This is a genomic window from Kitasatospora sp. NPDC094019 (genome assembly GCF_044764505.1).
Lineage (GTDB): Bacteria > Actinomycetota > Actinomycetes > Streptomycetales > Streptomycetaceae > Kitasatospora.
In genome coordinates, this window is sequence record NZ_JBIWIF010000010.1 from 247,083 (window position 1) to 272,672 (window position 25,590).

The following is a 25,590-nucleotide window of genomic DNA, read 5'->3' on the forward strand; positions in this document are numbered from 1 at the left end:
AGCGTAGGGTCCACGTCGAGCACTACGAGTGGCCGTGCCCCCGACCGGGCCGCCAGAACGACGGACCGGGGGAGCGGGAACAGTGAGGCAACGAGGGCCCGACGGCGGATCGCCGCCCGAGCGTGCGACCAGCGACTCCTGGCCCGCCCTGCACGGCCGGCCGGTACTGCGCCGTACCGTCGCGATCGGCCTGGTGGTCTTCGTGTCGGTCCTGGCCGCGCTGGCCGTCCGGGGCGTCAACGCGCTCACCGTCGGCCGGGGCGCCATCGAGACCGACCGCGACCGCGCCGAACTGCTGGCCGGGCTCCACCCCTCCCAGCACCCGGGCGCCGGCCGCTACTACGTGCCCGTCGGCGCCGTCTACACCCGCGGGGCGGACGGCCTGCCCGTCGCCTACCTGCACTACCGGCTCGCGGGCGGGCGCGAGGTCGGCATCGGGGACTTCCTGCGCACCTACGACCTCCCCGCCCCCGGCGCGGCCGCGCCGCTGCCCACCGACCTCACCGAGGCCCTGGGCGGAGACGAGCCCGCCTCGGCCCCGGAGGTGGGGGCGCCGATGCCTGCGGCGTCGGCTTCTGCTTCGGCGTCGCCGTCTGCGGTGCCCTCGGGCTCCGGGGCGCCGTCCGAACTGCCCTCCGAGCCGTCCTCCGGGGCGCCCTCCGAGTCGTCCGCCGGGTCGCCCTCCGCGATGCCCGACGAACCGCCCACCGAGGATCCGGCCCCCGCCGCCGACCCGGCGGACACCGACGGGCCCGCCGCCGAGGCCCCTGGCCCGGAGCCCGCGGAGCACCTCGCCCCGGCCGCCGACCCCGCCGCCGACTCGACCGCCACCCCCTCCCCGACGCCCGAGGACACCGAGGAACCCGCCCCCGACCCCACCCGCACCCGGGCCCGCCGGATCTACGTCGCCCCCGACCCGGCCGGCCTCCCGGGCGCCGCCGACATCTACGTCCGCGCCACCGGCTGACGGAGCCGGGCGGTACGGTTTCAGCTGCGTCCCGGAGGAGCGTCCAGGGGGAGACCGACGTGATCACCCACGACCGTCCGCAGATGAGGCTCGGAGCCTTAGAAGCGATCGCCGAGGCCGCCGCGCTCCAGGACATCGCACTCGAATTCATCGACGGTGAAATCGGCGTCAAGCCCGCGCCCGACGGCGACCACGGCCAGATCGTCGCGTGGCTGCAGCGGATCTGCCTGCGGCACCGCCCGGACCTCTGGCTCTTCGCCGAGCAGGGACTGCGTATCCCGTCCTACGAGAACGGCGACGCCCGCCCGGACGGCGCCCTCGCGCCCGCCGAGTATTTCGCCGGCCAGGGGGAGTGGGCCGATTCCCGGGGTGTCCTGCTGGTCGCGGAGGTCACCTAGTTCGACCGGCGCGCCGACGAGCGGGACCGGGTCAAGAACCCGCGCGTACGCGGAGAGCGGCATCCCGATCTACCTGTTGGTCGACCGGGGGAGTGACACGGTCACCGTCCACAGCGAGCCGGTCAAGGGCCGCTGCCGGGAGATCCGGAGCTACGACTACGGCGAGCGGGTCGAGCTGCCCGGTCTCGACGTCACCCTGGACACCGAGGAACTCAAGGACTACAGCCGCTGAACCAACCCTGTTGCCGGTGTTGTCGGTTGGCCGTGCTGTACTCCCGCCATGACGCTTGAGAACAGCACGCCGCTGCCCGGCCGTTCCGCGGAGTGGGCGGCCACCCTGGCCGGGGCCTTCGGAGAGATCCTCGGCCGGCCGTTGGACGAGTACGGGGACCGGGACGCCCGCTACGGCGCCTACTACGGCGGCAATTTCCTCGACGAGGCCGAACTCGACCACGACCCGGTGTGGGTCGGCCCGGCCGCGCTCGCGGGGGAGGAGACGGTCGGCACCGGCGACCTGCTGCTCACCCCGCCCGGTGACACCGCCGAGACCGAGTTGGTGTTCGACGCGAGCCGCTCGCTGTTCTGGGTCGACCCGCGCGAACTGCCGGACGCCCTGGCCGCGTTCGGCGCCGACCTTGCCGACGCCGTCGCGGCGTCCGAGAGCGGCCAGTGGCGCGGTGCCCTGCTCGGCGCCGACCTCGGCCGGATAGCCGGGCGCCACGGCGTCGACCTCGCCTCGGCCGACCTGCCCCGGGAGTTGTGGACGCTCTGGCAGGGCCGGATCGCCTCCGCCGACACCCTGCTCGACGCCCTCTGCGCCGCCACCGGCCTGACCGCCGCCACCTCGCCGGACCTGCTGCCGGCCGGCCTCGGCGACTCCCGCGACGAGGTGGAGGATGAGGCCCACGAGCAGGTGGCCGGTGTGGCCGACCCCGCCCTGCGGGACTACCTGGCCGCTTTCTGCGACCAGGAGTCCCACGACCTGGCCCTGGTGTTGTTCGCCCACGACGCCGAGGGCGATGACGATGACGACGACGCAGAGGAGTACGAGTACGAGGACGACGAGGACGAGGACGGTTACGACGAGACGGACGGCGGCACCGTCGTCGTCCGCTGGGACGGCGCCGTGGACCAGTTCGAGATCACGGTCCGACGCCTGGACGCCTGAGCGGATCCCAGCCGCCCGCCCCGGCCCTCCCGGACGGGAGGGCCCGGCGGACACGGGATAAAGTCGCGGGGCGAACCGATCTGCGGTGCGCGCGTGGAGCCGAAGGAGCAGACCGTGGGCGAGGCCGTCTCCCCCGAGACCGGTGCCGACACCGTGGACCCCCGCCGGGGCGCGGAGCTCGCGGCGCGCTGGTGGAAGTGGGCTCTGTCGGCCCCGGCGGAGCGCAGCCCGGTCGGTGACACCACCGGCGAGTTCGCCGGCTGGCGGCAGCCCGACGACGTCTGGTTCCTGGCCGGCACCTACGGCGGCCGGGTGGTGCGCCGCTGCCCCATCGCCGCCGGGAGGCCGGTCTTCTTCCCGGTCTTCAACACCCAGCGCTTCGCCTTCGGTCTGTCCTCCGCGCCGTGGCGGGTCGAGACCGCCAGGGCCGAGGCGACGTTGAACGGAGTCCCGCTGCGGGTGCAGGAGTTCGCGTCCAGGCGCTTCCTGGCGATGGGCATTCCGCGCGTCGCCTGGGGCAAGTGGTGCGCCCTGGACCCGCTGGCCCCCGGCCAGTACGTGCTCTCCATCAAGGCGAGGGCCGGCGAGTTCTCGGTCGACACCACGTACCACCTGGACGCCGTCGACTTCTGACGGGACAGGAAGTCGGCCGCCCCGACTTCCTGCTCCGGCCCCGCCCTGCCTCACACGGCGGCGAGCAGGTCGCGCAACGGAGCCGGCTCCTGTCCGGGCTCCAACGCCCGCACCAACAGGTGCCCGTAACGGATCTTGCGGCCCTTCTTGGTGCCGAGGAAGCGCCGCAACTGCCCCTCGGCCGGACGGCCCTGGTGGGCGGGCTGGCGGCCGAAGATCTGCCAGGCCGGGAGGTCGCCCTCGGCCCGGACGATCTCCACGACCCGGGCCACGCCCAGAGCGCGGATCAACTCCTCCTCCAGGTCCGCCACACACACGAAGAACCCCTCACGCGGCGCGCCCGCCCGGTCGAGCCCGCGCTCGTAGTAGCCCTGTTCGTTCGCGTCGCACAACCCGGTGAGCCGGAGCCCCAGCCCGGGCGGCCCGAGCAGGTCGGCGTAGCGGGCGACGTTCATCGCCCCGCCCATCGAAACGACGCACACGCCGTCCCCGGCCAGGTCCCGGTCGCGGCCTGCGGCCAGCGTCTCCACGGCCGCGAGATCGCTCGGCCCCTCCACCAGGACCGCCGTCCGCACCCCCACCCGCTCGGCCAGTTCCCCGGCCTCCCGCCCGGAACCGCCCCCCGCCCACTCGCCGACCGCGTCCCGGAACGCCTGCATGTCCGCCATACCGCGCATTCTGCTCCTGCCGCCCCGCACCGGGCCCGCCATTTTCGCCCTCGCCGATGGGTGTTCCCCCGGTGGCACGGAAGAAAGGGGTGGCCCCGGCCCGGAAGCTGTGCCCTGGCGCGCCCGGAGCCACCCGGACCCAGTACCGTCCTGGGCGACTATCGGCCGTACGCTCCGACCGAGGTGAGGAGCCGGAGCAGCCCGGCCGCCCGGTTCGACCCCCACCGTGCCGCTGCCGCTGCCGTCCGCTGTGGTCACCCGCCGTGGCCGCGCCGCGCGGCCACGGCGGGAGCACCTGAAGCTGCCGAGGCCCAGCGGCTGCCCGCGCCCGCGCCCGCGCCTGAGCCGCGCAGCCCCAGCTCCCGGTGCCGTCGCCGCTGCTGCCGCCGGCGCCCCCGCTCCGGTAACGGCCTCCTGCGCCGTGAGCCCCCACACCCCGGCCGACCTCGTTCCAGCGGCACTTTGCAAAGGCGTCGGCACCTTTGCAAAGCCATCAACCTTCCTCCGGAACCCACTTTGCAAAGTCCCCGACCCCCGCCCCTGACTCACTTTGCAAAGTCACCGATGACTTTGCAAAGTGCTCTGCAAAGTGCTCGCGGCGGGTAGGCGGGCGAAGGGAGGGGTGTTGGGCGGCCATGACGACGACGGCGATGGCGATATGGCGAGCACCCCGATGGTCACCCGGCCGTGCTGATCTGTCTTCGCCTCGGGAGCGCGCCCGGAGGAGAGGACCGCTTCGAGGTGGAGCAGGAAGTCGGTGAGTCCGACTTCCTGCTCCACGGAGGTCACTCGTGCCGTGACCGTGCGGTGCGCCACGGACACAGGGGCCACCGGGACCGCCGGGTCGGCGGTGGTGCGCCGGGTGGCCGTCAGCTGTATGCGAGGCGTTCGATCTCGAAGAGCTGGGCGGCGCCGATCCGGCCCTCCTCCAGGGAGAGCAGCCAGTCCAGAAGCTCTGGTCCGGCGTGCAGTTCGTCGCGGAAGCCGAGCCGGAGGTCGGCGAGTCCCGGGGGCGCGAGCCAGTGGTCGAGCGCGTCGTCGAAGTGGTGGTCGGCCGCTTCGGTGCGGGTCCCGCCCCAGACGGCGAGCCAGGGGGAGAGGCTTCCGGTGCTGACGGCGACGGTCTCCAGGACATCGGTCGCGCGTTCGTTGCCGAGGTACTCGTGCAGGGTCGAGCGCCACCAGGCGTCCCAGACGTGTTCCAGTGCCTGCTGCTCGGCTGCCGCCCAGTTCCGCCAGCCCGCCGCGAGCAGCCGGGAGGCGATCATTCCGTAGCCGCTGTGCAGCTGGCCCGTGGTCAGGAGGCGGACGATCCGGGGTGTCATCCGGTGGTACAGGGCAGCGAAGTCGGCCCAGTGGTCGGTGGCTTCGACGGAGACGGACCACACCAGGCCGTCCGGCACCAGGTGCGTGGGCCCCGCGAGGGCTTCGAGGTCGCTGTCGGTGTAGCAGTAGGTGCAGCCGCCGACAGCGAACGGAGCCTCGGGGGGCGGTGCGAAGGCGGCGTCGAGCGCGTCGAGAGCGGCGTCGAGCTGCTCGGAGGGTGTGGTCATGCGGGGCACCTGCCGGGGGACCTCATCCGGCCTGCCGGAGAAGGGGACGACGCTATCACTCGCTCCGAGGCGGCTGTCGTGGGTGGAGTTCGCACGGACAACGGGAAGTCGGTCCGGCCGGGCCCGGGCGGTCAAGGCGCCCGCTTCAGTCGTACGGGCCGGCGGGTGGCGGGTGTCCGCATGACCCGGTCGCCGATGCTGAGCCTGCCGTACGTCACTCCGTCCACGTGGACGGTGAGCTCGCATCCGTCGTCGGTGCGGATTCGCATCCTGTGACTGGTGATCGGGCCGTGGGTACCGATCCCCGTACTGGCCCACCGATCGATGACTTCCCCGGCATAGGAGTCGTTGAACGACCGTTTCCGCCGGTCGGCAAGCGCCACCAGGACCAGGACGGGCAGGCCGACGGCGAGGCCCAGGAGAATGAGGTACGACATGTGTGCGCCCCGCGTCGGCGGCAGTCCAGCCGGTTCACGGCAGCGTACCGCCCGTGCGGGATGCAGCCCAGAAGGCTTCCACAGCAAAGGGATTGGGAAGATGTTTTTCAAGTCGGCCGGAGGGCGGCGGACGGCACTTCCACGTACGCGAAGATCCTTCTGGATCGCCGTGCGCCCCCACCGGGTGCGGGACGAACTGCTGCCGGCCGATGGTCGGCGGGGATGATGGGTCCTGTGATCGGTCGGGTGAAGAGATGGCGCGAGGGCAGGGCCGCCGCGCGGGAGGCGCGGTTCGTGGAGGAGTCCGTCGTCCTGGAGGCGCCGACGGAGGAGCCGTTGTGGGTGGTCTTCGAGCCCATGGGCAGCCTCTACGAGCTGCCGCCCGGTGAGAGTCTGACGGTCCGCTTCCGGGTGCGGCCGGAGGAGGGGTACGGCCTCGGGCGCAAGGACGACTACGTCTCGGTCAGCGCAGGGTCGGGCTGGATGACGGCGTGGACCTCGGCAGGTGCGGAGGTCGACATCGACACGGGGTGTCCCGAGTTCGAGTGACCGGGAGTGGGAAGTCGGAGCCGCCGACTTCCTACTCCGACCGGGCCGTGCCCGCCGTGATGAGCCGGTGCATGACGGCCGCCGGGATCGCCGGGTTGGTGGCGGCGTCCTCGGCCGTCGCCGGGTCCTGGAGCAGCGCGGCCAGCAGGGTCGTCGGCAGAACCGGGTTGCGGTGGGCGGCGCGGCGGACGGTGGCGGACGGGTCGGTGGTGAGGGCGCCGAGGGTGGTGGGGGAGAGGCGGGGGTCCTGGGCGGCTCGGGTGCGGACCTCGGGGTCGGGGTCGTGGGCGAGGCGTTCGGCGAGGGCGGCGGGGGCTGCCGGGTCGTCCAGGGCGAGCATGCGCAGGCGAGGGTGGGGGTCTTCGGCGAAGCGCAGCAGGTCGGCGCGCGGGAAGTTGGGGTGGTTGCGCGGGCGGCCAGGGAAGGAGAAGGTGCCGTTCCAGCCGTCCGCCCAGAGGTCGAGCAGCAGCCAGGGCGGGGCGTCGCCGCAGGACTCAGTGAGGAACAGTCGGACGGCGAAGTCCTCGTCACGGGCGAGGAGTTCGACGACGTCGGCGGGGAGGCAGGGCGCCCGGGCGACGCTGCGGCGGATCCAGAGGCGCGATGAGGAGGCCAACTGCCGCATGGCGTCGGGGTCGTCGAACAGGGCGGCGACCCACCACAGGCCGTAGGTACGGTCGCGGGGATCGATGTCCGGTACGGCGGCGGCCAGTTCGGCGATCTCCTCCGGGGTCGCGGGCGGCCGGGCGTCGGCGTCCGGCGCGGGTGCGATGCCCCGCCACTGCCGGGGTTGGCGTTCGCGGAGCGCGGCCGCGTCTGCCGCGAGTTCCGTCAGCAGGGCGTGCTCCGGCCCGCCGGCCCGAGCGGTGAGCAGGCGGTCCCACTGGGCTGCCGAGAGCCGTCCGCTGTCGGCCGCCCGGCCCCACACCTGGCGGTCGGGGTGGTCCACCGCCGCGTCCAGGACGGCGGGCGGCAGGTCGGCGCGGAGGAGGAATTCCGGCCGACCGGCGTCCAGGAGCCGGACGAGGACGTCCTCCGGCGCGGCCGGGTTGCGGCCGAGTCCGCGCAGCCATGCCTTCCCGAGCTGCGCCGACAGCGCGGGCGCTTCGAGGAGCGCCGCCCAGGGGCCCTGCTGATGATCCATTCCCGCAGGGTAGTGCGCGCGGGAAGTCGGCGCGTCCGACTTCCTGCGCGGGGAGCGGTGGTCCCGGCTCAGTCGAGGACGGCGACGGCCTCGACCTCCACCAGGTGCTCGGGCACGTCCAGGGCCGCCACGCCGAGCAGGGTGGCCGGTGGGGCGGCGGCGGTCCCGAGCTTCGCCGTCGCCCGCGCGATGCCGTCGAGGAGCAGCGGCATCTTCTCGGGCGTCCAGTCGACGACGTGGACGTTCAGCTTCACGACGTCCGCGAAGGTGGCCCCGGTGCCGGCCAGGGCGGTGGCGACGTTGAGGTAGGACTGCTCGACCTGGGCGGCGAGGTCGCCGACGCCGACGTTCGTGCCGTCGGCGTCCCAGGAGACCTGCCCGGCGACGTACACCGTCCTCGTGCCGGAGGCCACGGCCACCTGGTGGTAGACGTCGATCGCGGGCAGTCCCTCGGGGTTCAGCAGGGTGACGGTCATGGCGCGTTCTCTCCTCGTGCTCTCTTGCGGTGACTCGATCACCGTAGGAGAGTGGCCGTTGACGTGGAAGAACGCACTTTTCGGTGACTGGGGAACCTCAAGGTGAGCAAGCAGGTCAACGGCTCGGCGCAGGACCGGGCCGACGCGATGCGGGCGGACTCCCTCGCGCGGGAGATCTTCTCGGACATCGCCAACAAGTGGGCGCTGCTGATCGTCGAGGCGGTCGGGGACGGCACCCTGCGCTTCACCGAGCTGCGCAGGGAGGTCGAGGGCATCAGCCACAAGATGCTGACGCAGAACCTGCGCCTGCTGGAGCGCAACGGCCTGGTCGAGCGCACGGTGCACCCGACGGTGCCGCCGCGCGTCGAGTACACCCTCACCGAGCCCGGCCGGGCCCTGCGCGCCACGGTGGACGCCATGTGCGACTGGACGCACCGGCACCTCGCCGCAATCGAGTCGGCGCGCGAACGCTTCGACGCCGTCTGAACGGCATCCAGCTCAGCGGAAGTCCGCCGCGTGGTCCACCGCCCACTCCCGGAAGGACCGCGCCGGGATTCCCGTGATCCGCTCCACCGCGTCGTTGACGGGCTCCGGGCGGTCGAGCATGGCCGCCTGGGCCGGGAGCACGGCCGCCACCAGTTCCGTCGGCCAGCCTGCGGCCCTCATCTGCTCGGCGGCCTCGGCCGGTGTGATCTCCTCGAACCGCAGCGGCCGTCCGACCGCCTCGCCGATCAGCGCCACCTGCTGTTCCTGGGTGACCGGTTCGGGGCCGGTGAGCAGGGGGCGGGCGCCGAGCAGGGTGTCCGTCGTCAGTGCCCGAACGGCGACGGCGGCGATGTCGGCCTCGTGGATCAACGGGCGGGCCAGCTTCGCCAACGGCGCCCGGACCGCGCCGGTCGCGCGGAGCTCGTCCGCCCAGCCCAGCGTGTTGCTCGCGAAGCCGGTGGGCCGCAGCGCCGTCCATTCGAGGCCCGACGTCCCGATCAGCCGCTCCAGTTCGGTGTGGAACGCGGTGATCGGGTCACCTGGCGCGTCCTCCCCGTCCCCGACCCCGGCGGACGACAAGTAGACCACTCGCCGGGTGTGCTTCCCGATCACGTCGATCACCTCAGCGGCGCCCTCGGCGCGCAGGAAGGGCCACACCAGGAACACCGCGTCGACACCCTCCAGAGCCGCGCGCAGTGACGTGGGATCACCGAGATCGCCGCGCACCGCCCGCACGCCCTCCGGGAAGTTCGCCTCCCCCCTCACCAGTGCCCGCACGGGTACGCCCGCCGCGTGCAGTTGGGCCACCACCGAACCGCCGACCCGTCCGGTCGCGCCGGTCACCAGGATCGTGGGCTGTGTCATCGGACTCTCCTCGTCTCGCCGTTCGATGGCGAAACCCTCGTACATCAACCGAGGTTCAGGTCAAGCGGTGGCCGCCCGCCCGCCGGCGGGTGAGGAGGCGGAGGACCGGGGTCAGGTAGTCGGCGTGCGGGCCGGGGAGGCCCGGGAGGTCGGCGGGGGAGCGGACGAAGGCCAGCTCGACCAGTTCCCGTTCCGGGGGCGCGAGCGCGGTGAAGCGTTCGCGCAGCGCGGCCTCGGGGAGGGGCGGGGCAAGGAAGAGCACGCACACGCTGCCGTACTGGCCGCGGGCGACGGCCCAGAGTTCCAACTCGGCCGGGGCGGTGGTGACTCCGGTCTCCTCGGTCAGTTCGCGGACGGCGTTGCGGCGGAGCGCGGCGAGGTCGAGGCGCTCACCGTCCGGTGGGGGTTCGACGGAGCCGCCGGGGAACTGCCAGCGCCCGGGGGCGGCCGTGGTGGGCGACATCCGGCCGACGAGCAGGCGGCCGTCGTCGGTGGTCTGGACGATGCTGACGGCGAGGGACGCGGTGGGGGCGGTGGTGGAGGGGACGCGGCGCAGGGCGTAGTGGCGGTAGGTGATGCGGGACCAGGAGATGTGGAGTTCGCCGGGTCTTGGCCACGAGGTGTCGGCGCAGGCGACGGCGGGGCCGTCGAAGAGGGTGGGATTGGCGAGGACCATGGTCGCCCAGACCTGGTCCCGGGCGTGCCGTTCCTCGGCGGTGAGGCGAGGAACGGCGACCTCGGCGAGCCGGATCCGGCGCACGCCGAGGACTTCGGCGAGCGGTGGGGGCGGGGGCGGCGGCGTGGCTGCGGCGGGCATCCGCCTATCGAAGCAGGACCGGCGGGTGCGGGTCAGCCGGACGCGGCGAGGGGTCAGAGGATGTCGAACTCGTCGTGCTTGACGGCGATGACGAAGGCGCGCCAGGCGTCCGGCGGGAAGAGGAGGGCGGGGCCGGCGGGGTCCTTGGAGTGTCGGACCGGGACGAGGCCGGGGTGGTGGTCGGCGATCTCGACACACTCGCCGCCTTGGCCGCTGTAGCTGCTCTTCCGCCACGACATGGTCCAGGAGTTCCCTTCTGTAGGTCTGAGATCCACGGTAGGTGAAGGAAAACCCAGGGGACAGAGGGCCTCCGGGCGGGGTAGGACTGCCGAGTGGAGTTGAGGACGACGGTCCACCGGGTGCGACACGGTGGCGAGGAGTACCGGGTGGTGAAGGCCGTCCCGAGGTCGGGGCGGGCTGTGCTGTTCCGGAACGAAAGGTCGCTGGACATGTTCGTGGACCTGGAGGGCGCGCGGAGTCTTTCGGTGGCGTGGGGGTTGGCGGCGCGCTCGCGGCGGTCGCTGGTGTACGTGCCGCTGCGGGCGGAGCGGGAGGGGCCGGGCGGGCTGCCGGGGTGGTTCCGTGCGCCGGTGGTGGACCTGCTGCTGGTGCAGGGCGGCTTGGGGTTTCCGGTGTCGCGGTGGAAGGCGGTGCGGGCGGGGTTGGGGGCGGGCCGGTCGCAGGTGATGGAGATTCCGGAGACGGACTTCGCGGGGGAGAAGGAGCCGGAGGACTGGCGGCGGGACGAGTTGAGGTTCGGGTTCGCGGCCGAGACGTTGTTCCTGACCGGGAGTGCGGAGGCGTTCCGGTGGACGGGGGCGCAGGTGCACTCGCTGGTGCGGGAGGGTCCGGCTCGCGCGCTGGCGGGGACTCCGTGGTCGCCGTACGACAGCGTGATGCTGCATCACGCGGGGGATCTGACGGCGAAGGGTCCGGTGAAGGGGCCCGGCGTTCTGAACATCGAGTACGCGCACGGGTGGAGAGCGGGATGAGCCCCGACCGGTCCGGCGGTCGGGGCTCATCGGTGGTTCCAGTGTTCAGACGGTGCCGAACTCGCCGCCCTGGACGGCAGTGACGAAGGCGCGCCAAGCGTCGACAGGGAAGAGGAGGGAGGGGCCTTGCGGGTCTTTGGAGTCGCGAACAGGCATGACGCCGGTGTAGCCATCGGCAACCTCGATGCATCCGCCTCCGCCGTTGCTGTGTGAACTCTTGCGCCACCTGGCGCCCGATAGATCAACGTGCATGGCGTTCAAGTTCCTTCCGTGCCTCATGAATCATGGTCAGGCTGTCCGCCCGGGGAAGTGCGTCCACCTGGAGCCGATCGTACTTTCTCGCCCAGCCTGCGACGATCTCGGCATCTTGCTCCAGGTAGCCGCGTTGAAGCGTCTCGGTGTATCCGACCATCGCCCGATTGGGCATGGTGAGCAGTGTTACCGAGTGGGAGAAGGGGCGTTCCTCGCCCAGGCTGAACGGCGCTACTTGGAGGACAACGTTCGACTGGGTGGACAATCTCTCCAGGTGAGTCATCTGCTGCACCATGACACCTGCGCCGCCGATCGGTCGGTGGAGGACAGCCTGATCCAGGACGACATGGATGGTCAGCGTTCGCTCCAGCAACTTCTGTCGAGCTGTGAGGAGTTGAAGTCGTTCATCCGCTTGAGTGCGAGTGGCCTCACCTCGGCGCACGATGGCAGCCTCGTAGGCAGAGGAGTAGTCCGGGTGTTGCAGGACGCCCGGCACCATGCTCGTCTCGAAGAGCCGTATGCAGATCGCCTCGCGCTCCTTGGTGGCGTACTCCGGGAAGCCCGGGATGAGTGCTCCGTTCTTCCAACTCCACCACAGCAGCTCCAGTGCGCCGCCTGCTGTCAGCGCCTCGTCGGCCCGCTGGACGAACTTTAAGCTCGGAGCCTGCTTTGCCGTCTCCACGTTCGAGATGTAGACGCTGGAGTATCGAACTAGCGTGCCGAGTCCGACCTGCGTCAGTCCTCGTGCCTCGCGCAGCCTGCGAAGTTGAACCGCAAAGGCGGCGAGTGGAGATGACGTCGGGTCAAGTGTGATGCGCTTCAAGATCGCCCCACTTAAAGCAGTGTGAACTAGAGAACTGAAGACCTTCCGAGCGTAGCGCCTCCGGCTCCACCATGGACACGGGTCGTAGTGATCCCAATGCACAGCGCAACCACTGGAGCCCCCATGCCCGTCTACACCCCTGCCGTCGGCGAGGTCGTCCGTGACCTCGCGCACCGCGACACCTCCGGCAAGCCCCTCGAAGCCGTGTACATGGACACCCTCGCGGGGCTCGTCTACCTGCGCCACGAGGCCGGGGGCTGCGAGTGGACCACCAAGCCCGCCCACGTCCAGGCCCTCCCCAGCCCCCGCTTCCTCACCGTCCAGCACCCCAGCCGGCCCCGCACTACCGACCCGGCGTGAACCGCTCCGCCAAGCTCGTCCTCGCGGCCCTGGGCGTCCCCGCCCTCAGCGCCCTCGCCGCCACCGCCGTCTGCTGGCCCATCCGCCACGGACCCCTCGCGCCCCGACTCCTCATCCTCGGACTGATCCTCGCCACCGGCATCAGCGCCGGACTCCCCGCCTGCCTCCACTGGCTCACCCCCGACAAGCCGGACGACTGACAGCCCCAGGAGCCCCACCGTGCAGCACCACCACCACGCCCTGATCCTCAACCGCGACGGCGCCGTCCTCCTGATCGCGACCACCCGCACCCCCGGCCTCACCCTCCCCGGCGGCCCCGCCGAGACCGACGAACTCCCCCACCACGCCGCCCGCCGCCACACCGAGACCCAGACCGGCCTCGTCCTCCCCCTCCTGCGCATCCTTGCCACCGACCACACCGACACCCACCCCCACCCCGAAACCCTCCACCTCGTCCACTGGGGCGGCCGCCTCACGCTCGCCCAGGAATCCACCACCACCCGCCACCGACCCCCGCCCACCGTCACCGCCGTCCACTGGATCCACCACACCCACCTCGCCGACACCATGCACCCCGACCACCACCGCCGCACCACCCACGCCCTCCACGCCCTCGCCCGAGGCGCCCACCTCCCCCTCCTCCACCACGGCACCCCCGCCGAATGACCCCGGAGCGCGAGAAAGCCCCGGGTCGACACCCGGGGCTTCCCGCGCGCAGGGACCGATCCGACTCGGCCGTCGTCCCGCACCTCGAACGCGCCGGGCAGGCCGACCTCGATCCGGACCGGGGCGCGGTTCCTCAGCCGACCACCGGCAGGTCGAGGTAGGAGGGCCGGACGGTGCCGTGGCCGATGGTGTAGGCGGCCTTGCCGTCGGCGGGCCGCAGTTCGAAGGAGTCGGGGTTGGCGGCGGCGACGGTGAGCCGGATCCGGTCACCGGCCCTGAAGAGGACCGAGGTCGGCTGGAGGTCGAGGGTGACGCGCTGGGGCGTGCCCTGCGGGAACGGGGTGGAGTCGGCGGCCGCGAAGGTGCGCGGGGTGCGCAGCCGGCGCCAGTCGGGGTTGTTCCAGCGGGAGGCCACGGCCCGGTCGGCGAGGGCGAGTTGGCCCTCGGTGATGTAGGTGACGCGGCCGTCCGGGGCGACGTCCTCCAGGTAGACGTGCAACGCGCCGTCGCTGGCGCCGCTGACGCCCGTCACGTCGAGGGTCACCCGGCCGAGGCCGGTCACCCTGGTGTCCTGCGGGACGGGCGGGCTGGTGTAGCTGAGCAGGTCGCGGTCGACGGCGGCCCGGTCGGGGTAACTGACCGGGTCGCCGCTGAGGTTGGTGTTCCAGCGGTCGAGCGGGCCGGTGCCGGCGGTGGGGGCGAGGGTCAGCGGGTCGGTGTCGGGCAGGCCGGGGGTCGGTGGCTGCGGCTTGGGGGCGAGGGTGTTGCCGTCGGCGAGGTAGAGCCGCCGGTTCGAGGTGCCGGGGACCGGCCAGCTGTCGGTGGTGCGCCAGATGCCTTCGTTGAGGGTGTAGTAGTGCACCAGCCGCTCGCCGTCGGGGCGTTCGCCGCGCCTGACGTAGCGGTCGAAGAACGCGACGGTGCGCTCGCCGATCTCCCGGCGTTCGGCTCCGGTGAGCGGGCGGCTGGGCAGGAACGGGTCGGCGAGGTACCCCTGACCGTGGTTCCAGGGCCCGATCCAGCTGTCCTGGGTGTTCGACAGGCCGGTGAACTGGGACAGCACGCCGTTGGGCGTGCCCGCGTCCAGCCAGCCGGCGTCGGTCAGGACCGGGACGCCGCCGGCTCGGACGGCGCGGCTCCGGGTCGCCACGCTGGTGGCCGCCCAGCTCTGCGGGCCGCTGGCGTAGTCCCGGTGCGCGCCGTCGCGGGCGAAGTCGACGAGGTTGGCGTTCCCGACGTGCTCGGCGCGGGCGGCGGCGCGCAGCGCGGGGCCGTCCGGACCGTCGACGGGCTTCGGCGCGGTGCCGGTGAGCCCGTACTCGTCGCAGAGCCGCCGGGTCTCGTCGCTCGTCGTGCAGGTGGTACCGCCGGCCTGGTCGAGGATCCGCAGCAGCATGCTGTAGACGGCGACCCGCGGCTCGATCAGCAGCCCGCCGGGGCGGATCAGGTCCTCGTAGGGGTCGAAGTCGTAGGAGTTGGGCGCTGCGGCGGTGATGTGGTGGTTGCGCAGGCCGAGGGCGAGCATCGCGGTGTCGCCGCCGTAGGAGACGCCCGTCGTCCCGACCCGGCCGTTGGACCACGGCTGGGCGGCGATCCAGTCGGCGAGCGCGCCGCTGTCGTTGATCAGGGCGGTGCCGAGTTCGGCTTCGAGGGTGCCGAACGAGGCGCCGGTGCCGCGCAGATCGGTCACGACGTAGGCGTAGCCGCGGTCGTTCCAGCCGCTCGCCGTCCCGGCCCGGGGGTCGTTCTCGGGCCCGCCGGGGTGCTCCCGGGAGCGCCAGTACCGTTCGGTCTCCAGGACGGTGGGCAGCCGTCGGCCGGGGGTGGTGCCGGCCGGCAGCCAGACGTCGACGGCGATCCGGACACCGTCCGGCATCGCGACGTACAGCGAGCGCAGCCGCGGCAGTTCGGTGGCTGCGGTGGTCGGTCCGGGGGCGGCGGCGGCAGCCGGGGCGATCGCGCACGTGAGCGCGGCGACCGCCGCCAGCACTGCGGTCAGCGGACGGCGGACGAAACGTGACGGTGGCACGGGGGTCCTCCTTCTGGTGGCGACGTGCCGGGATCCCGTTCCGCGCGGGGACGGCGTGCCGGAACGTCGGGCGTCAGTGCGCCGGAGCCGGAGCGTCCGCCAACGTGCGCACTGTGCAAGGGACTTGATGCTCATCGGTGAACGTCCGGCGCTCCCGGGCCGTTGCTGCGGGAGCGGGACGGATCTGTCGGTCCGGGGCCGTACGGGCACCGGCGTGCGGCGTGCGGTGTGCAACGCCCTCCCCGGTGGCCGGAGTCGAGGCCGCATGCCGAATCCTCGCAACGCCGGTCGGCAGGGCGACATCCCATGCTCCTGGGGGGTGAATCGGCCCATTAGGGGTACCCCGGGTTCCTGAACTCCGGGGCCGTTCGTCCACGCGGACGGTTTGCGCGTCGATGGCCGGGCTGCCGGAACTCCGCGGCCCTCCGGCCCGTCGACCTGCGCGGGGACGGGGGGCGAGGACAACGGACCTCGGGAGATCTGCATGACACGGCAACGGGCACGGCAACAGGCGGGGCGGCGGGCTCTTCGGCGCGGGGTCGGCGTGACGGCGGTGGCGTCGGCACTGCTGGTGGGGGCGGCACTCCCGGCGACGGCCGGTGCGACCGGGGGGCCGGGTGGGAGCGGCGGGAGCGGCGGGAGCGGTCACGGTGGGACGCGGGCGGCGATGGACGCGGCCGTGCGGACCGAGGGGCTGCCCGGGATGATCGCCACCGCCCGCTCGGGGCAGGGCAGTCGGACGACGGCGATCGGCACCGCCGACACCACGACCGGGCAGCCCCGGTCGGTCCGGGAACGGTTCCGGATCGGCAGTGTGACCAAGATGTTCGTCGCGACGGTGGTCCTCCAGCTCCAGGCCGAGGGGCGCCTCGACCTCGACGAAACGGTGGACAGGTGGCTGCCGGGCGTGGTGAGCGGGAACGGGAACGACGGCTCGGCGATCACCGTCCGGCAGCTGCTCAACCACACCAGCGGGCTGTTCGCCTACGACGACGACCCCGGAATGGCGTCCGTACTGTTCACGCCGCGGTTCCTGAGCCGTCGCTACGACACCTACACGCCGGAGCAGTTGGTGCGGATCGCCGTGTCGCACCCGCCGGTCTTCACGCCCGGCGCGAAGCGCGAGTACTCCAACACCAACTACATCCTGGCCGGGATGATCGTGGCCGAGGTGACCGGACACCCGTACGGCGCGGAGATCGAGCGGCGGATCATCCGCCCACTGAGCCTGGGCGGCACCAGCGTGCCCGGCACCGCCACCGCCGTGCCCCGGCCGCACGCGCGCGGCTACTCGAAGCTGTTCGGCGGGTCGCCGACACCGCTGGACACCACCGAGCTCAACCCGTCGATGGCCGGCGCGGCCGGGGAGATCGTCTCCACGACCGACGACCTCACCCGGTTCCTCTCCGCGCTGATGCGCGGACGGCTGCTCCCGCAGGCCGAGCTGGACGAGATGCTCACCACGGAGGGCCCCGGCGGGCTCGGCATCGGCGGCGGGACGCTGTCCTGCGGGGTCGCCGTCTGGGGCCATGACGGCGGCATCCACGGTTCGTCGACGCTGGCGCTGACCACCCGGGACGGGCGGCACGCCGTCGCGTTCAACACCAACGCCGACTGGTTCACCGGCAAACTCAAGCTCGCCGAGGCCGAGTTCTGCGGCTGACCCCGACGGGATCCCACGGCCGCCGAGCGGGAACGGTTGCGCCCGTTCCCGCCGGTCGGTCGAACAGCCGGTTCAGTTGAACAGCCAGTACTGGTTGGCCTGGCCCCCGCAGTCCCACAGCATGACCACCGAGCTGCGCCCCCAGTTGTAGATGTCCGCGCACTGGCCGGGGAAGGCGATGCTCTCCAGGTGGGTCGGGCCGGAGGCGGAGTCGATCCTCCAGGACTGCCCCAGGCCGTCGCCGCAGACGTTCTGGACGAGCTGCTCCCCGTGGCCCGGGGAGCCGTCGGCGCAGTACTGGCTGGCTTCGTTGCGGATGTTCCAGCCCCCGCTGACGCTGTTCCAGGAGACGGTCCAGGACTGGTTGCTGCCGCCGTGGCACTGCCACATCTGGACCCACGGCCCTCGGCCGAAGTCGTAGGCGTCCAGACACTTGCCGGCGGCCTCGGGGCTCGCGCTGGTGATCGTGGAGGGCGAGCCGGGCTGCACGGCCGCTCCCGCCGGGGCGGCCGCCGCGGGCTGCCCGTCCGCGACGGCGGGCCCGGCACACAGCACCAGCGCGGCCGCGGCTGCCCCGAGGATCGGGCCGAGTCGCTCGGAAACGTTCATACGTGGACTCCCGTGGTCGGACGGTATCGGTCCCCCGACGCTAGGACCGTGCCGATGTCCGTGCACAGACGAGTACCGGCCGTTCGTGATCACGGCCGGGCGCCGTCGCCCCCCGGGGGGTGGCGCCCGGGACGGGCCCACCCCTCGCGGTGCCGCTGCCACCCGGCGTCGGTAGAGTGCCCGGACTTCAGTGGACGATCATGGCGGGGGCGGGCTCATGGAGCGGCGCGGGTCGAGATGGCGGCTGGTCTTCGCGGGCCTCGAAGGGGCGGTGGTCGCCGCGGCGGGCACCGGGTTCGTCATGGGCGGCTCGGCGCTCGCCGAGGCCGGTGGCGCCTGCGGCTCCGCCTCGGGGCCCTGCCCGCCGGGGACGGCGGCGATGCTGGCGACCGGCTTCGTCGGCCTCGTCGTCGCGATCGTCCTCTTCATCGTCGTCTTCCTGTCCGACGGCCCGAAGATGGGCCGCCTCGTCACGACGGTCGTCTGCTGCGCCCTCGCGCTGCCCGTCAGCCTGCTGGGGTTCGACCGCCTGCAGGGCCCGCCGTCGGTGAGCCCGGCGTGGTCGGCGCCGGCCGACCGGCCGACTCTCACCAAGGCGCTCGCCGTCTGGCAGGACGGCGGGACCGTCGTCCGGGTGCGCGCCGACCGCTTCGACGCCTACCGCGCGCGGACGGGCGAGGCGGCCTGGACGCTGGAGGCGCCGCCCCGGAAGTCGGTCTGCGCCGCCTCGCAGGCCGTCGACGGCCTGGCCGCCGTCGGCTACGGCACCGACCCCGCGCCGTGCGACCAGCTCGCCGCCGTCGACCTGCGCACCGGGCGCGAGCTGTGGCGCAAGGACGGTGTGCGGCCCTCGGTCCTCGAACTCGCCGGTCCTGAAACCCTGGTGGCCCTGGACGGGGAGCGGATCGCCGCCTTCGGCCTGCGGGACGGCGCCCCGGCCTGGACGGCGTCGCCGACCGCGGGGTGCGGCTTCCGCGCGCTGTCCGCCTCCGCCGCCCGGGTCGTCGCCGCCGAGTACTGCGCGACCGCGGATCCGGCGGCGGGGACCGGAACCACCTGGCTGCGCGCCTTCGGGCCGACCGGCGCGGCCCTGTGGCGGACGGACCTCGGCGCGGCGAACGAGCCCACCACCCTGGCCGTGCTCGCCGCCGACCCGCCCACCGTCCGCCTGACCGAACGCGGCGACCGGGGCATCAACGCGGTCCTCTCCTTCGCGGCCGCCGACGGCGCGCCCCGGGCGACGATCCCGGTCTCCTCCGCCGACTACGAGCTGACGTCCCTCCGGGAGCTCTACGCCCCGTTCCGGCTCCGGCCGGTCCGCCCGGCGGCGGTGGTCGGTGACCTGTTCGTGGCCGCCGCCACCCGGCCCGGCGACCGGGACAGCAGGTTCGTCCTCGCCCACTCGCTGACGGACGGCTCACGGGCCTGGGCGCGGGTGCCGGACGGCAAGGTGCTGGCCGTCGCCGCCGCGCCGGACGGACCGCTGGTGGTCACCGAGCGCGGCCGCAACCTCAACGCCGTCCATCGTCTGGACGGGACGGACGGCCGCACCGTCGAGCGGACCGACCTCCGCCGGGCCTTCCTGTACTCCACGCCCTGGCTGGGGCGCACCGACGACCGGTACGTGTTCGTGAACGAGGACGGCACCACGTACTCCCGGCCCGCGCTGGGCGTCCCGCGCCGCTGAATCGAGGCTTCGGACCGCCCGGACCCTAGGCCGCCGCCCACCGCCCCAGCTTCTCCGGGTTGCGGACCGCCCAGATCCGGGTGATCCGGCCGTCCACCACGTCCAGGGCCGCCACCGTGGCCGTGGCGCCGTCGCGCCGGGCGACCAGGCCGGGGCGGCCGTTGACGGTGCGCTCCAGCAGGACCAGGCCCGGGGCCTTCTCCGCCATCAGCGCCAGGTACTGGGCGATCCGCTCGCCGCCCTCCACCGGCCGGAGCACCGCGCTGACCAGTCCGCCGCCGTCGGCGACCATCACGGCCGACGGGTCGAGCAGGCCGACCAGGGCGCCGATGTCCTGGGCCTCCCAGGCCCGCCTGAAGTCCCGCACCACGACGGCGCCGGCCGCCGCCGGGGCGGGTGCGGGGCCGACCCGGCGGCGGGCCGAGGTGGCCAGCTGGCGGCAGGCGGCGGGGGACCGGCCGACGATCGCGGCGATCTCGGGGAACGGGTAGCGGAACACGTCGTGCAGTACGAACACCACCCGCTCGGCCGGGGTCATCGACTCCAGCACCACCAGGAACGCCATGCCCACGGACTCGTCCAGGGCGATCCGTTCGGCGGGATCGCCGGCCCAGGCCGTCCACTCCGCCGTGTCCGGCAACGGCTCCGGCAGCCACTCGCCGACGTAGCGCTCGCGCCGGACCCGCGCCGAGCCGAGCACGTCCAGGCAGATCCGGCTGAGCACGGTCGTCAGCCAGGCGCCGGGCGAGGCGATCGCCGCGCGCCGCCCGGGCGCCTGCGCGTACCAGCGGGCGTACGCCTCCTGCACGGCGTCCTCCGCCTCGGCGACCGAGCCGAGCATCCGGTAGGCGAGGCCGACCAGGTGGCGGCGCTCACCGACGGCCGGGTCCGTGCCCTGCGCGTGCCCGCTCCCGGTGCCGGTGTCCTGTCCGTACCCGGTGTCCGTGCCCTGCCCGTGTCTGCCGCCCGTGTCCATCCGCCGCCCCCGTTCCTCGCCGCCCGCCTCACACTTCGCGGGCCTGTTTCGTCGAACCAGCTGGACACTACCCAGCCGCCGCCGCAAGGCAGGAAGAGGGACCGCACGATGGCCACCACGACCGCCCGCACCGCCCCCGCCGCTCCGACCGCGCGCCGCCGCCGCCCCACCCTGCTGCAGACCTCGGTCGCCCTGCAGACCCTGGCGATCTTCTACCAGGCGACCACCGCCGGCCTGCTGCTCTCCACCTCCTACGGCGAGACGCTGCACAGCGTCGGCGCCCGGGTGATGTACGGCGCCTCGATGCTCTACCTGCTCGCCGCCGTCCTGGCCTGGCGTCCCGGCGGCGGCCCGGCCCGGCCGGTCCTGTACGCCACCGGCTTCCTGGTCCTCGCCTCCGCCCAGGTGGTGCTGGGCGTCACCCACCACCCGGCGCTGCACGTGCCGTTGGGCGTGCTGATGTTCGGGCTGAGCCTGGTGGACCTGGTCCGCGCCCTGCTCGCCGGGCGCCCCGACGGCCGGTGACGGACCGTCGGATCCGACGGACGGCGCGGCGACGGCGGAGCGGGCCGCCCGGGCCGCCGGTCTCAGCGCTCCGGGCGGACGCCGACCTCAGCGCTCCGGGCGGACGCCGGGCGGCGGGGCGATGCCGAACTCCGACTCCAGCACCTCCCGCAGCGCCTCCGGTCCGTCGACCGGCTCCACCGTCGCCGTGCCGTCCGGCGCGGTGCGGGTGAGGGTGGTGCCGTCCAGGGACAGGTGTCCGGCGGTGTGCGTCCGCTGCACGAACAGACGGCGGAACGGCGAGCGCGGGTGGGTGGCCACGTGCCAGTTGGCGACGCCGATGTCGGGCGGCGGCGCGGCGTCCAGGGTGAAGGACACCAGCTCGATCCAGGTGTCCCCGGACCGGGCCTGGAGCACCCACACCGGCGCCGGGCCGTCGGCCTCCTCCAGCACCAGCCGGTGCCGGCGGCCCCGGCCCTCCCGGACCAGTCCGGGGATCATCGGCAGCGGCTCCAGCAGGGCGTCGATCGACCCGAAGCCGACGTCGACCAGGTGCGGCGCCCCGCCGTCGCCGGCCGCCCCGCCCCCGGGCACCTCGACGCCCAGCACCAGGTGGGTGCGGGGCCGGATCTCCCCGGGGCGGGCGCCGACCCGCACCCGCCCGGTGTACCGGGTGACGCCGTAGCCGAGTTGCTCCAGCACGTCGGCGAACAGGGTGTTGTGCTCGAAGCAGTACCCGCCGCGCGAGCCGGCGACGAGTTTGGCCTCCAGATCGGTGAGGTCCAGCGACGGCACGGTGCCGACCACCACGTCGATGTTCTCGAACGGGATGGCCAGCACGTGCGCGTGTTGCAGTGATCGGAGCGTGTCGAGGGTGGGGGCGCGGTCGCCGTCCCATCCGATGCGTGCGAAGTACTTGCCGAGATCGACGCTCATACCGCCACCGTACGGACCGGGTGCCGACGGGGCCTCCGGCTGCGGTTCGGGTCGCTCTCGACCCTCGGACCTAGGTCCTTTCCGCGACCTCGATCAGAACCGGTCGGAAGCCGTCGTACCTGGTCCGGGCCGCAGGGCCGCGAAGCCCGCCCCCGTCCCCGGCTCAGCCGCCGACCCGCACCACGTACTTGCCCGTCGCCCGCCGCTCCTCCATCGCGTCGTGGGCGGCCGGGACGGCGGCCAGGCCGGGCAACTCCGTCACGGGCAGCTCCAGTCCGCCGTCGGCGAGCAGGCCGACGACCCGGCGGACGGCGCGGGCGAGCCGGTCGGGGGCCGTGGCGGCGAGGCCGCGGTGGCTGAAGCCCGTGACGCTCAGGTTGCCCGCCATCAGCCGGGCGAGCGGGGGCAGGTCGGCGACGGCGCCGCCGCCCGCGTTGCCGAACAGGACGATCCGCGCGCCGGGTGCCGCCACGGCGAGGTCCAGGTCCAGGGTCTCGGTGCCCAGCGGGTCGAGCACGAGGTCCACGCCCCGGCCGCCGGTGGCGGTCCGGACGGCCTCCGCGAGCTTCTCGTCGTCCTCGTCGCGGGCGAAGGCGTGCCGGTAGCCGGAGGCGAGCACGGCGGAAGCCTTGTCCGGGCGGCCGACGGTGCCGATCAGCCGGCCGCCGCCGAGCAACGGGACGAGCTGGGCGAGGGCGTGGCCGATCCCGCCGCCGGCCGAGTGCACCAGGACGGTGTCCCCGGCGGTGAAGTGGCCGGCGTCGGTCAGCAGCAGCAGCGCGGTGGCCAGGCCCAGCGGGACGGCGGCGGCCTCGCGCAGCCCCACCGCGTCGGGGAGCGGCACGGTGAGCGCCGCCTCGGCGACCACCGCCTCGGCGAGTCCGGCACCGACGGGCGCGGCGACCACCCGGTCGCCGACGGCGAGCCCGGTGACACCCTCGCCGAGCGCCCGGACGGTGCCGGACACCTCCTTGCCGGGCCGGTGGGGCCAGTCGGTGGCGTACGCGGCGTCGCCCCGGCGGGTCATCACGTCGACGAAGTTCAGTCCGGCGTAGGCGACGTCGACCGTCACCTGACCGGGCCCGGGCTCGGGCTCCCCGACCTCCTGGACCAGCGAGTTCGCGGCCCCGCCGGGTGCGGTCATCACGAGTGCGCGCATGTCTGTCGTTCCCCCTCGACTACGATGTTCGACGAACTACGAAATTGAACGCGGGACAGTGGTACCACGCAGTTTCGATAGATGTCGAACATCGCAGATCAGGGAGGTCCACCATGCCCCGCAACACCCGCCGCCGACCGACGCCCACCCACCCCGCGACCGAGGACATCGACCTCCTCGACATCCTGCGCGCGCTCGCCGACCCCACCCGGATGACCATCGTCCGGGTGCTGCGCGCCGAACCGGAACGCGCCTGCGGCACCTTCCCCGTGGACGTCGCGCCCTCCACCCTCAGCCACCACTTCAAGGTGCTGCGCGAGTCCGGCCTGATCACCCAGCGCGAGGAGGCCAACCGCCGCTTCTCCGCCCTCCGCGCGGCCGACCTGGAGCACCGGTTCCCCGGACTCCTGGACACCGTCCTCGCCGCCCACGCCCGCACCGCCGCCCCGGCCGCGGAGCCGACCCCCACCGCCTAGGGACGGGTCAAACCCCCACGCCCCGGGGACGGTCCGCCCCGCACGCCCCGGCGACGGTCAGAGCTCCCAGGACCGGGGCCGGGTCAGGGCCTCCCACTCGGGCCGGAGCAGGGACAGCACCGCGGCGTCGTACCGGCGGCCCCGGTGCAGGCAGGCCGAGCGGCGCACGCCCTCCGGGGTGAAGCCCGCCCCGGCCAGGACGGCGAGGGCCGGGGCGTTGTCGGTGTGGGTGACGGCCTGCAGGCGGTGCAGGGGCAGTTCGCCGAAGGCGAGGTCGACCAGGGCGTCCAGCGCGGCCGAGCCGTGGCCCCCGCCCCGGTGCCGCTCGTCCATCAGCAGCGAGATCTCCGCCGTGCCGTCGGCGAGGTCCTGGTCGAAGAGGGCGATGTGGCCGATCGGCGTGCCGTCGGGGAGCAGGACCAGGAAGTCGTCCCGGTCGTTGTCGTCCCGCTGGCGCTCCACCCGCTCGCGCAGGGAGGAGAGGGCGCGCGGCCAGTAGCCGATCCGGTGCACGGCCACGGGGTCGCAGCGCCAGCGCTGCAGCAGCTCGGCGTCGTCGACGTCGACGACCGTCAACCCGACGCCGCGGCCCCGCCAGCACACCTCCCGGTCCACCGCCTCGACGCCGTCCTCGGTCCCGGGTGCGTTCCCACTGTCCGTCACGTGTGGATGCTACGAGGCCCGAACCGGCCGCCACCAGCGAATTTCCCGTCGCCGGGAGGGGTGTCACGATCCCCCCGCCGGACCGCCGGGAGACCGTTACGCAGCCGATGGGCCGTTGTGACACGACCGGCCGGGGACCGCGACACGGGCTTCCTAACGTCAGTCCCGACGCACCGGCCACAGGGTGCCGGAGCCCGCGTCACCACCATGAAGGAGAGCTCGCATGGCTCTGCGTACGACCACGAACCGCGCCCGGCGGTCGGCCGCCGTCTCCCGGCTGACGGCCGTCTGCGCCCTGACCGGCGCCGCCCTGCTGGCGACCGTCACCGGCGGACAGGCGTGGGCCGACGGCGGCGCGCCGTCCGCGGCTCCGAAGGCCCCCTCCGCCGTCGCCCCCGCGCCGGCCGCGCCCTCCGCCGGGGCCGGCGGCGGCCCCGCCGTCGCGCCGCCCCAGACCCCGTCGCGGCCCGCGACCGCCCAGCCGACCCCGCTCACGCCCGAGCAGGCGAAGGAGCAGGCGAAGACCGCCACGGCGACCCCGCTGCCCGAGGGCGTCCAGCCGAAGCCCCAGCCGCCCACCGACGCCAAGCCGCAGGTCCGTGAGGTGCCCAAGGGCGCCGCCCAGGCCGGCGACGGCTCCGGGGCCGGAGACTCCTCCGGCCTCAAGCTGATCGGCGGCGGCGCCGTCGCCGCCGTCGGCGCCGGTGCGCTGGGCTTCGCCGTGCTGCGCCGGCGTTCCGGTGCGCGGGGCTGACAACGCTCCCGGGTCCTCCCCGCACCCCGTCGCCGCCGCTCCGGACGGCGGCGACGGGGCGCGGGCGACGCGGGGCCGCCGGGCCCGGGACAGTTCGCAGCACGGTCGCCACGGGCGGCGCGCCGGACGCGGGACGGGGCTGAACCGGAGTGTCTTCGGCGCGGCCGGACTGCTCTGCCTGGCGATCGGTGCGACCGTGGCGGTCTCCGGCCGCGCGGAGCCGCCGGTGGTCCGGGTGGAGACCTCGGCCCGACAGGCTCCCGACGCCACCGCACCGGCGGCGCCCGCCTCCACGACGGGGACCGGCGCCACCTCCGCCGGCACTGCTTCCGCCGGCGGTGCCTCCGCCGCCGGCACCGCCCCCCGCCCGCTGGCGGCCTCGAAGCCGACCCGGCTGCTGATCCCCGCGGCCGGCGTCGACGCCCCCGTCACCGGCCTCGGCCTGAACGCCGACGGCACGGTCGAGGTGCCGACCGCAGACCGCGCCGACGAGGTCGGCTGGTACCGCAACGGCCCCACGCCGGGCGAGACCGGGCCCGCCGTCCTGATCGGGCACTACGACACCGCGCACGGCCCGGCGGTGTTCCACAAGGTGCCGAAGCTGAAGCCGGGCGACCTGATCCGGATCACCCGGGAGGACGGCGGCAGGGTGGACTTCACGGTCCGGAGCCTGCTCCAGATCTCGAAGGGCGCCTTCCCCACCGACGCCGTGTACGGCAACACGAAGGGGCCCGAACTGCGTCTGATCACCTGTGGCGGCCGGATCGGGGCCGACGGCCACTGGACGGACAACATCGTCGTCCTGGCCGATCCGGCGGCGCCCGTAGGCTGACGGGGCCGAACGGCGCCCGGTGGTGTCCCCGCCGGGCGCCCGCCACGTC

At 73.7% G+C, this 25,590-nt stretch carries 33 protein-coding genes; 17 read left to right on the plus strand and 16 right to left on the minus strand.

Annotation, left to right across the window (positions count from 1 at the left end; genetic code table 11):
* Positions 1–82: 82 nt before the first annotated feature.
* The 5 genes from ACIQ9P_RS23670 to ACIQ9P_RS23690 all read left to right on the plus strand — a co-directional run bounded on the left by ACIQ9P_RS23670 (position 83) and on the right by ACIQ9P_RS23690 (position 3,166).
* Positions 83–967 carry a hypothetical protein gene (locus ACIQ9P_RS23670; RefSeq protein ID WP_402359438.1) on the plus strand — a complete coding sequence of 295 codons (885 nt, stop codon included), beginning with the start codon at positions 83–85 and terminating at the stop codon, positions 965–967.
* 59 nt (positions 968–1,026) lie between these two features.
* Positions 1,027–1,365, plus strand: coding sequence for a Uma2 family endonuclease (locus ACIQ9P_RS23675; RefSeq protein ID WP_402359441.1), 339 nt, complete (start codon positions 1,027–1,029; stop codon positions 1,363–1,365).
* A gap of 76 nt (positions 1,366–1,441) precedes the next feature.
* Positions 1,442–1,597, plus strand: a complete 156-nt coding sequence (locus tag ACIQ9P_RS23680) for a hypothetical protein (RefSeq protein WP_402359444.1) — start codon at positions 1,442–1,444, stop codon at positions 1,595–1,597.
* A gap of 48 nt (positions 1,598–1,645) precedes the next feature.
* Positions 1,646–2,533 (plus strand): hypothetical protein, encoded by an 888-nt coding sequence (locus tag ACIQ9P_RS23685; RefSeq protein WP_402359447.1) that lies wholly within the window; start codon positions 1,646–1,648, stop codon positions 2,531–2,533.
* Between the two features lie 114 nt (positions 2,534–2,647).
* Entirely contained in the window at positions 2,648–3,166 is a 519-nt protein-coding gene (locus ACIQ9P_RS23690) for a hypothetical protein (protein WP_402359450.1), read from the plus strand.
* Between the two features lie 50 nt (positions 3,167–3,216).
* Here the strand turns inward: ACIQ9P_RS23690 and ACIQ9P_RS23695 are convergent, their stop codons facing one another.
* From ACIQ9P_RS23695 to ACIQ9P_RS23705, 3 genes are all read right to left on the minus strand, one after another.
* Entirely contained in the window at positions 3,217–3,834 is a 618-nt protein-coding gene (locus ACIQ9P_RS23695) for a TOPRIM nucleotidyl transferase/hydrolase domain-containing protein (RefSeq protein WP_402359453.1), read from the minus strand.
* 869 nt (positions 3,835–4,703) lie between these two features.
* On the minus strand, positions 4,704–5,387 hold the full coding sequence (locus tag ACIQ9P_RS23700) for a hypothetical protein (protein WP_402359456.1): 684 nt from the start codon (positions 5,385–5,387) through the stop codon (positions 4,704–4,706).
* Between the two features lie 131 nt (positions 5,388–5,518).
* The gene (locus ACIQ9P_RS23705; protein WP_402359459.1) at positions 5,519–5,824 is read right to left on the minus strand and encodes a hypothetical protein; all 306 of its coding nucleotides are present in this window, start codon (positions 5,822–5,824) and stop codon (positions 5,519–5,521) included.
* Positions 5,825–6,070: 246 nt separating this feature from the next.
* Here ACIQ9P_RS23705 and ACIQ9P_RS23710 point away from each other — a divergent pair, with 246 nt between their 5' ends.
* A complete protein-coding gene (locus ACIQ9P_RS23710; RefSeq protein WP_402359462.1) occupies positions 6,071–6,373 on the plus strand; it encodes a hypothetical protein in 303 nt (100 codons plus the stop codon).
* 31 nt (positions 6,374–6,404) lie between these two features.
* Here ACIQ9P_RS23710 and ACIQ9P_RS23715 read toward each other — a convergent pair whose 3' ends face one another.
* Entirely contained in the window at positions 6,405–7,517 is a 1,113-nt protein-coding gene (locus tag ACIQ9P_RS23715) for a hypothetical protein (RefSeq protein WP_402359465.1), read from the minus strand.
* A 68-nt stretch (positions 7,518–7,585) separates the two neighbouring features.
* Entirely contained in the window at positions 7,586–7,993 is a 408-nt protein-coding gene (locus ACIQ9P_RS23720) for a RidA family protein (protein ID WP_402359468.1), read from the minus strand.
* A 147-nt stretch (positions 7,994–8,140) separates the two neighbouring features.
* Between ACIQ9P_RS23720 and ACIQ9P_RS23725 the strand changes: the two genes are divergently transcribed.
* A complete protein-coding gene (locus ACIQ9P_RS23725) occupies positions 8,141–8,479 on the plus strand; it encodes a winged helix-turn-helix transcriptional regulator (protein ID WP_402359778.1) in 339 nt (112 codons plus the stop codon).
* 12 nt (positions 8,480–8,491) lie between these two features.
* On the opposite strand, the gene ACIQ9P_RS23730 is transcribed toward ACIQ9P_RS23725, so the two are convergent.
* Genes ACIQ9P_RS23730 through ACIQ9P_RS23740 form a run of 3 tightly spaced genes read right to left on the minus strand, consistent with a single transcriptional unit; the run spans position 8,492 to position 10,399 of the window.
* Positions 8,492–9,343, minus strand: a complete 852-nt coding sequence (locus ACIQ9P_RS23730; protein WP_402359471.1) for an NAD(P)H-binding protein — start codon at positions 9,341–9,343, stop codon at positions 8,492–8,494.
* A gap of 55 nt (positions 9,344–9,398) precedes the next feature.
* Entirely contained in the window at positions 9,399–10,160 is a 762-nt protein-coding gene (locus ACIQ9P_RS23735) for an NUDIX hydrolase (RefSeq protein WP_402359474.1), read from the minus strand.
* A 53-nt stretch (positions 10,161–10,213) separates the two neighbouring features.
* Positions 10,214–10,399 carry a DUF397 domain-containing protein gene (locus ACIQ9P_RS23740; protein WP_402359477.1) on the minus strand — a complete coding sequence of 62 codons (186 nt, stop codon included), beginning with the start codon at positions 10,397–10,399 and terminating at the stop codon, positions 10,214–10,216.
* A 210-nt stretch (positions 10,400–10,609) separates the two neighbouring features.
* Between ACIQ9P_RS23740 and ACIQ9P_RS23745 the strand changes: the two genes are divergently transcribed.
* Complete coding sequence (locus ACIQ9P_RS23745) at positions 10,610–11,152, plus strand: hypothetical protein (protein WP_402359480.1); 543 nt, start codon at positions 10,610–10,612, stop codon at positions 11,150–11,152.
* Between the two features lie 45 nt (positions 11,153–11,197).
* Here ACIQ9P_RS23745 and ACIQ9P_RS23750 read toward each other — a convergent pair whose 3' ends face one another.
* Together ACIQ9P_RS23750 and ACIQ9P_RS23755 are read right to left on the minus strand one after the other, a co-directional pair.
* The gene (locus tag ACIQ9P_RS23750) at positions 11,198–11,404 is read right to left on the minus strand and encodes a DUF397 domain-containing protein (RefSeq protein WP_402359781.1); all 207 of its coding nucleotides are present in this window, start codon (positions 11,402–11,404) and stop codon (positions 11,198–11,200) included.
* Entirely contained in the window at positions 11,394–12,227 is an 834-nt protein-coding gene (locus tag ACIQ9P_RS23755; RefSeq protein ID WP_402359483.1) for a helix-turn-helix domain-containing protein, read from the minus strand. Before ACIQ9P_RS23755 ends, ACIQ9P_RS23750 begins: the two co-directional genes overlap by 11 nt.
* Positions 12,228–12,350: 123 nt before the next feature.
* Here ACIQ9P_RS23755 and ACIQ9P_RS23760 point away from each other — a divergent pair, with 123 nt between their 5' ends.
* Genes ACIQ9P_RS23760 through ACIQ9P_RS23770 form a run of 3 tightly spaced genes read left to right on the plus strand, consistent with a single transcriptional unit; the run spans position 12,351 to position 13,253 of the window.
* Positions 12,351–12,587, plus strand: a complete 237-nt coding sequence (locus ACIQ9P_RS23760) for a hypothetical protein (protein ID WP_402359486.1) — start codon at positions 12,351–12,353, stop codon at positions 12,585–12,587.
* Positions 12,584–12,787 (plus strand): hypothetical protein, encoded by a 204-nt coding sequence (locus ACIQ9P_RS23765; protein ID WP_402359489.1) that lies wholly within the window; start codon positions 12,584–12,586, stop codon positions 12,785–12,787. The genes ACIQ9P_RS23760 and ACIQ9P_RS23765 overlap by 4 nt, the downstream gene beginning before the upstream one ends.
* Before the next feature lie 19 nt (positions 12,788–12,806).
* Positions 12,807–13,253 (plus strand): NUDIX domain-containing protein, encoded by a 447-nt coding sequence (locus tag ACIQ9P_RS23770; protein WP_402359492.1) that lies wholly within the window; start codon positions 12,807–12,809, stop codon positions 13,251–13,253.
* 133 nt (positions 13,254–13,386) lie between these two features.
* Here the strand turns inward: ACIQ9P_RS23770 and ACIQ9P_RS23775 are convergent, their stop codons facing one another.
* Positions 13,387–15,282: a CocE/NonD family hydrolase gene (locus ACIQ9P_RS23775; protein WP_402359495.1), complete on the minus strand. Its 1,896-nt coding sequence runs from the start codon at positions 15,280–15,282 to the stop codon at positions 13,387–13,389.
* Between the two features lie 667 nt (positions 15,283–15,949).
* Between ACIQ9P_RS23775 and ACIQ9P_RS23780 the strand changes: the two genes are divergently transcribed.
* On the plus strand, positions 15,950–16,945 hold the full coding sequence (locus tag ACIQ9P_RS23780; protein ID WP_402359498.1) for a serine hydrolase domain-containing protein: 996 nt from the start codon (positions 15,950–15,952) through the stop codon (positions 16,943–16,945).
* 72 nt (positions 16,946–17,017) lie between these two features.
* Here the strand turns inward: ACIQ9P_RS23780 and ACIQ9P_RS23785 are convergent, their stop codons facing one another.
* Positions 17,018–17,554, minus strand: a complete 537-nt coding sequence (locus ACIQ9P_RS23785) for an RICIN domain-containing protein (protein WP_402359501.1) — start codon at positions 17,552–17,554, stop codon at positions 17,018–17,020.
* Between the two features lie 190 nt (positions 17,555–17,744).
* On the opposite strand from ACIQ9P_RS23785, the gene ACIQ9P_RS23790 reads away from it, so the two are divergent.
* A complete protein-coding gene (locus ACIQ9P_RS23790; protein ID WP_402359504.1) occupies positions 17,745–19,241 on the plus strand; it encodes a PQQ-binding-like beta-propeller repeat protein in 1,497 nt (498 codons plus the stop codon).
* A gap of 25 nt (positions 19,242–19,266) precedes the next feature.
* On the opposite strand, the gene sigJ is transcribed toward ACIQ9P_RS23790, so the two are convergent.
* On the minus strand, positions 19,267–20,082 hold the full coding sequence (sigJ, locus tag ACIQ9P_RS23795; RefSeq protein WP_402359784.1) for an RNA polymerase sigma factor SigJ: 816 nt from the start codon (positions 20,080–20,082) through the stop codon (positions 19,267–19,269).
* Positions 20,083–20,325: 243 nt separating this feature from the next.
* On the opposite strand from sigJ, the gene ACIQ9P_RS23800 reads away from it, so the two are divergent.
* Positions 20,326–20,742, plus strand: coding sequence for a hypothetical protein (locus tag ACIQ9P_RS23800; protein ID WP_402359507.1), 417 nt, complete (start codon positions 20,326–20,328; stop codon positions 20,740–20,742).
* An 87-nt stretch (positions 20,743–20,829) separates the two neighbouring features.
* On the opposite strand, the gene ACIQ9P_RS23805 is transcribed toward ACIQ9P_RS23800, so the two are convergent.
* Both ACIQ9P_RS23805 and ACIQ9P_RS23810 read right to left on the minus strand, forming a co-directional pair.
* The gene (locus ACIQ9P_RS23805; protein ID WP_402359510.1) at positions 20,830–21,657 is read right to left on the minus strand and encodes an arylamine N-acetyltransferase; all 828 of its coding nucleotides are present in this window, start codon (positions 21,655–21,657) and stop codon (positions 20,830–20,832) included.
* Between the two features lie 163 nt (positions 21,658–21,820).
* The gene (locus tag ACIQ9P_RS23810; RefSeq protein ID WP_402359513.1) at positions 21,821–22,816 is read right to left on the minus strand and encodes a zinc-binding alcohol dehydrogenase family protein; all 996 of its coding nucleotides are present in this window, start codon (positions 22,814–22,816) and stop codon (positions 21,821–21,823) included.
* 113 nt (positions 22,817–22,929) lie between these two features.
* On the opposite strand from ACIQ9P_RS23810, the gene ACIQ9P_RS23815 reads away from it, so the two are divergent.
* Positions 22,930–23,292, plus strand: coding sequence for an ArsR/SmtB family transcription factor (locus ACIQ9P_RS23815; protein WP_402359515.1), 363 nt, complete (start codon positions 22,930–22,932; stop codon positions 23,290–23,292).
* Positions 23,293–23,349: 57 nt separating this feature from the next.
* On the opposite strand, the gene ACIQ9P_RS23820 is transcribed toward ACIQ9P_RS23815, so the two are convergent.
* Positions 23,350–23,955 carry a GNAT family N-acetyltransferase gene (locus ACIQ9P_RS23820; RefSeq protein ID WP_402359518.1) on the minus strand — a complete coding sequence of 202 codons (606 nt, stop codon included), beginning with the start codon at positions 23,953–23,955 and terminating at the stop codon, positions 23,350–23,352.
* 223 nt (positions 23,956–24,178) lie between these two features.
* On the opposite strand from ACIQ9P_RS23820, the gene ACIQ9P_RS23825 reads away from it, so the two are divergent.
* Both ACIQ9P_RS23825 and ACIQ9P_RS23830 read left to right on the plus strand, forming a co-directional pair.
* The gene (locus ACIQ9P_RS23825; RefSeq protein ID WP_402359521.1) at positions 24,179–24,709 is read left to right on the plus strand and encodes a hypothetical protein; all 531 of its coding nucleotides are present in this window, start codon (positions 24,179–24,181) and stop codon (positions 24,707–24,709) included.
* Complete coding sequence (locus tag ACIQ9P_RS23830; RefSeq protein WP_402359524.1) at positions 24,696–25,541, plus strand: class F sortase; 846 nt, start codon at positions 24,696–24,698, stop codon at positions 25,539–25,541. Before ACIQ9P_RS23825 ends, ACIQ9P_RS23830 begins: the two co-directional genes overlap by 14 nt.
* The last annotated feature ends 49 nt before the right edge of the window (positions 25,542–25,590 follow it).

Bases quoted from the DNA above. Each gene is read 5' to 3' on its own strand.
- ACIQ9P_RS23695 (WP_402359453.1), bottom strand. From the start codon at position 3,834: ATGGCGGACATGCAGGCGTTCCGGGACGCGGTCGGCGAGTGGGCGGGG.
- ACIQ9P_RS23800 (WP_402359507.1), top strand. From the start codon at position 20,326: ATGGCCACCACGACCGCCCGCACCGCCCCCGCCGCTCCGACCGCGCGC.
- ACIQ9P_RS23740 (WP_402359477.1), bottom strand. From the start codon at position 10,399: ATGTCGTGGCGGAAGAGCAGCTACAGCGGCCAAGGCGGCGAGTGTGTC.
- ACIQ9P_RS23705 (WP_402359459.1), bottom strand. From the start codon at position 5,824: ATGTCGTACCTCATTCTCCTGGGCCTCGCCGTCGGCCTGCCCGTCCTG.
- ACIQ9P_RS23725 (WP_402359778.1), top strand. From the start codon at position 8,141: ATGCGGGCGGACTCCCTCGCGCGGGAGATCTTCTCGGACATCGCCAAC.
- ACIQ9P_RS23750 (WP_402359781.1), bottom strand. From the start codon at position 11,404: ATGCACGTTGATCTATCGGGCGCCAGGTGGCGCAAGAGTTCACACAGC.
- ACIQ9P_RS23785 (WP_402359501.1), bottom strand. From the start codon at position 17,554: ATGAACGTTTCCGAGCGACTCGGCCCGATCCTCGGGGCAGCCGCGGCC.
- ACIQ9P_RS23805 (WP_402359510.1), bottom strand. From the start codon at position 21,657: ATGAGCGTCGATCTCGGCAAGTACTTCGCACGCATCGGATGGGACGGC.
- ACIQ9P_RS23735 (WP_402359474.1), bottom strand. From the start codon at position 10,160: ATGCCCGCCGCAGCCACGCCGCCGCCCCCGCCCCCACCGCTCGCCGAA.
- ACIQ9P_RS23730 (WP_402359471.1), bottom strand. From the start codon at position 9,343: ATGACACAGCCCACGATCCTGGTGACCGGCGCGACCGGACGGGTCGGC.
- ACIQ9P_RS23720 (WP_402359468.1), bottom strand. From the start codon at position 7,993: ATGACCGTCACCCTGCTGAACCCCGAGGGACTGCCCGCGATCGACGTC.
- ACIQ9P_RS23700 (WP_402359456.1), bottom strand. From the start codon at position 5,387: ATGACCACACCCTCCGAGCAGCTCGACGCCGCTCTCGACGCGCTCGAC.
- ACIQ9P_RS23825 (WP_402359521.1), top strand. From the start codon at position 24,179: ATGGCTCTGCGTACGACCACGAACCGCGCCCGGCGGTCGGCCGCCGTC.
- ACIQ9P_RS23760 (WP_402359486.1), top strand. From the start codon at position 12,351: ATGCCCGTCTACACCCCTGCCGTCGGCGAGGTCGTCCGTGACCTCGCG.
- ACIQ9P_RS23745 (WP_402359480.1), top strand. From the start codon at position 10,610: ATGTTCGTGGACCTGGAGGGCGCGCGGAGTCTTTCGGTGGCGTGGGGG.
- ACIQ9P_RS23815 (WP_402359515.1), top strand. From the start codon at position 22,930: ATGCCCCGCAACACCCGCCGCCGACCGACGCCCACCCACCCCGCGACC.
- ACIQ9P_RS23780 (WP_402359498.1), top strand. From the start codon at position 15,950: ATGGACGCGGCCGTGCGGACCGAGGGGCTGCCCGGGATGATCGCCACC.
- ACIQ9P_RS23715 (WP_402359465.1), bottom strand. From the start codon at position 7,517: ATGGATCATCAGCAGGGCCCCTGGGCGGCGCTCCTCGAAGCGCCCGCG.
- ACIQ9P_RS23685 (WP_402359447.1), top strand. From the start codon at position 1,646: ATGACGCTTGAGAACAGCACGCCGCTGCCCGGCCGTTCCGCGGAGTGG.
- ACIQ9P_RS23810 (WP_402359513.1), bottom strand. From the start codon at position 22,816: ATGCGCGCACTCGTGATGACCGCACCCGGCGGGGCCGCGAACTCGCTG.
- sigJ (WP_402359784.1), bottom strand. From the start codon at position 20,082: ATGCTCGGCTCGGTCGCCGAGGCGGAGGACGCCGTGCAGGAGGCGTAC.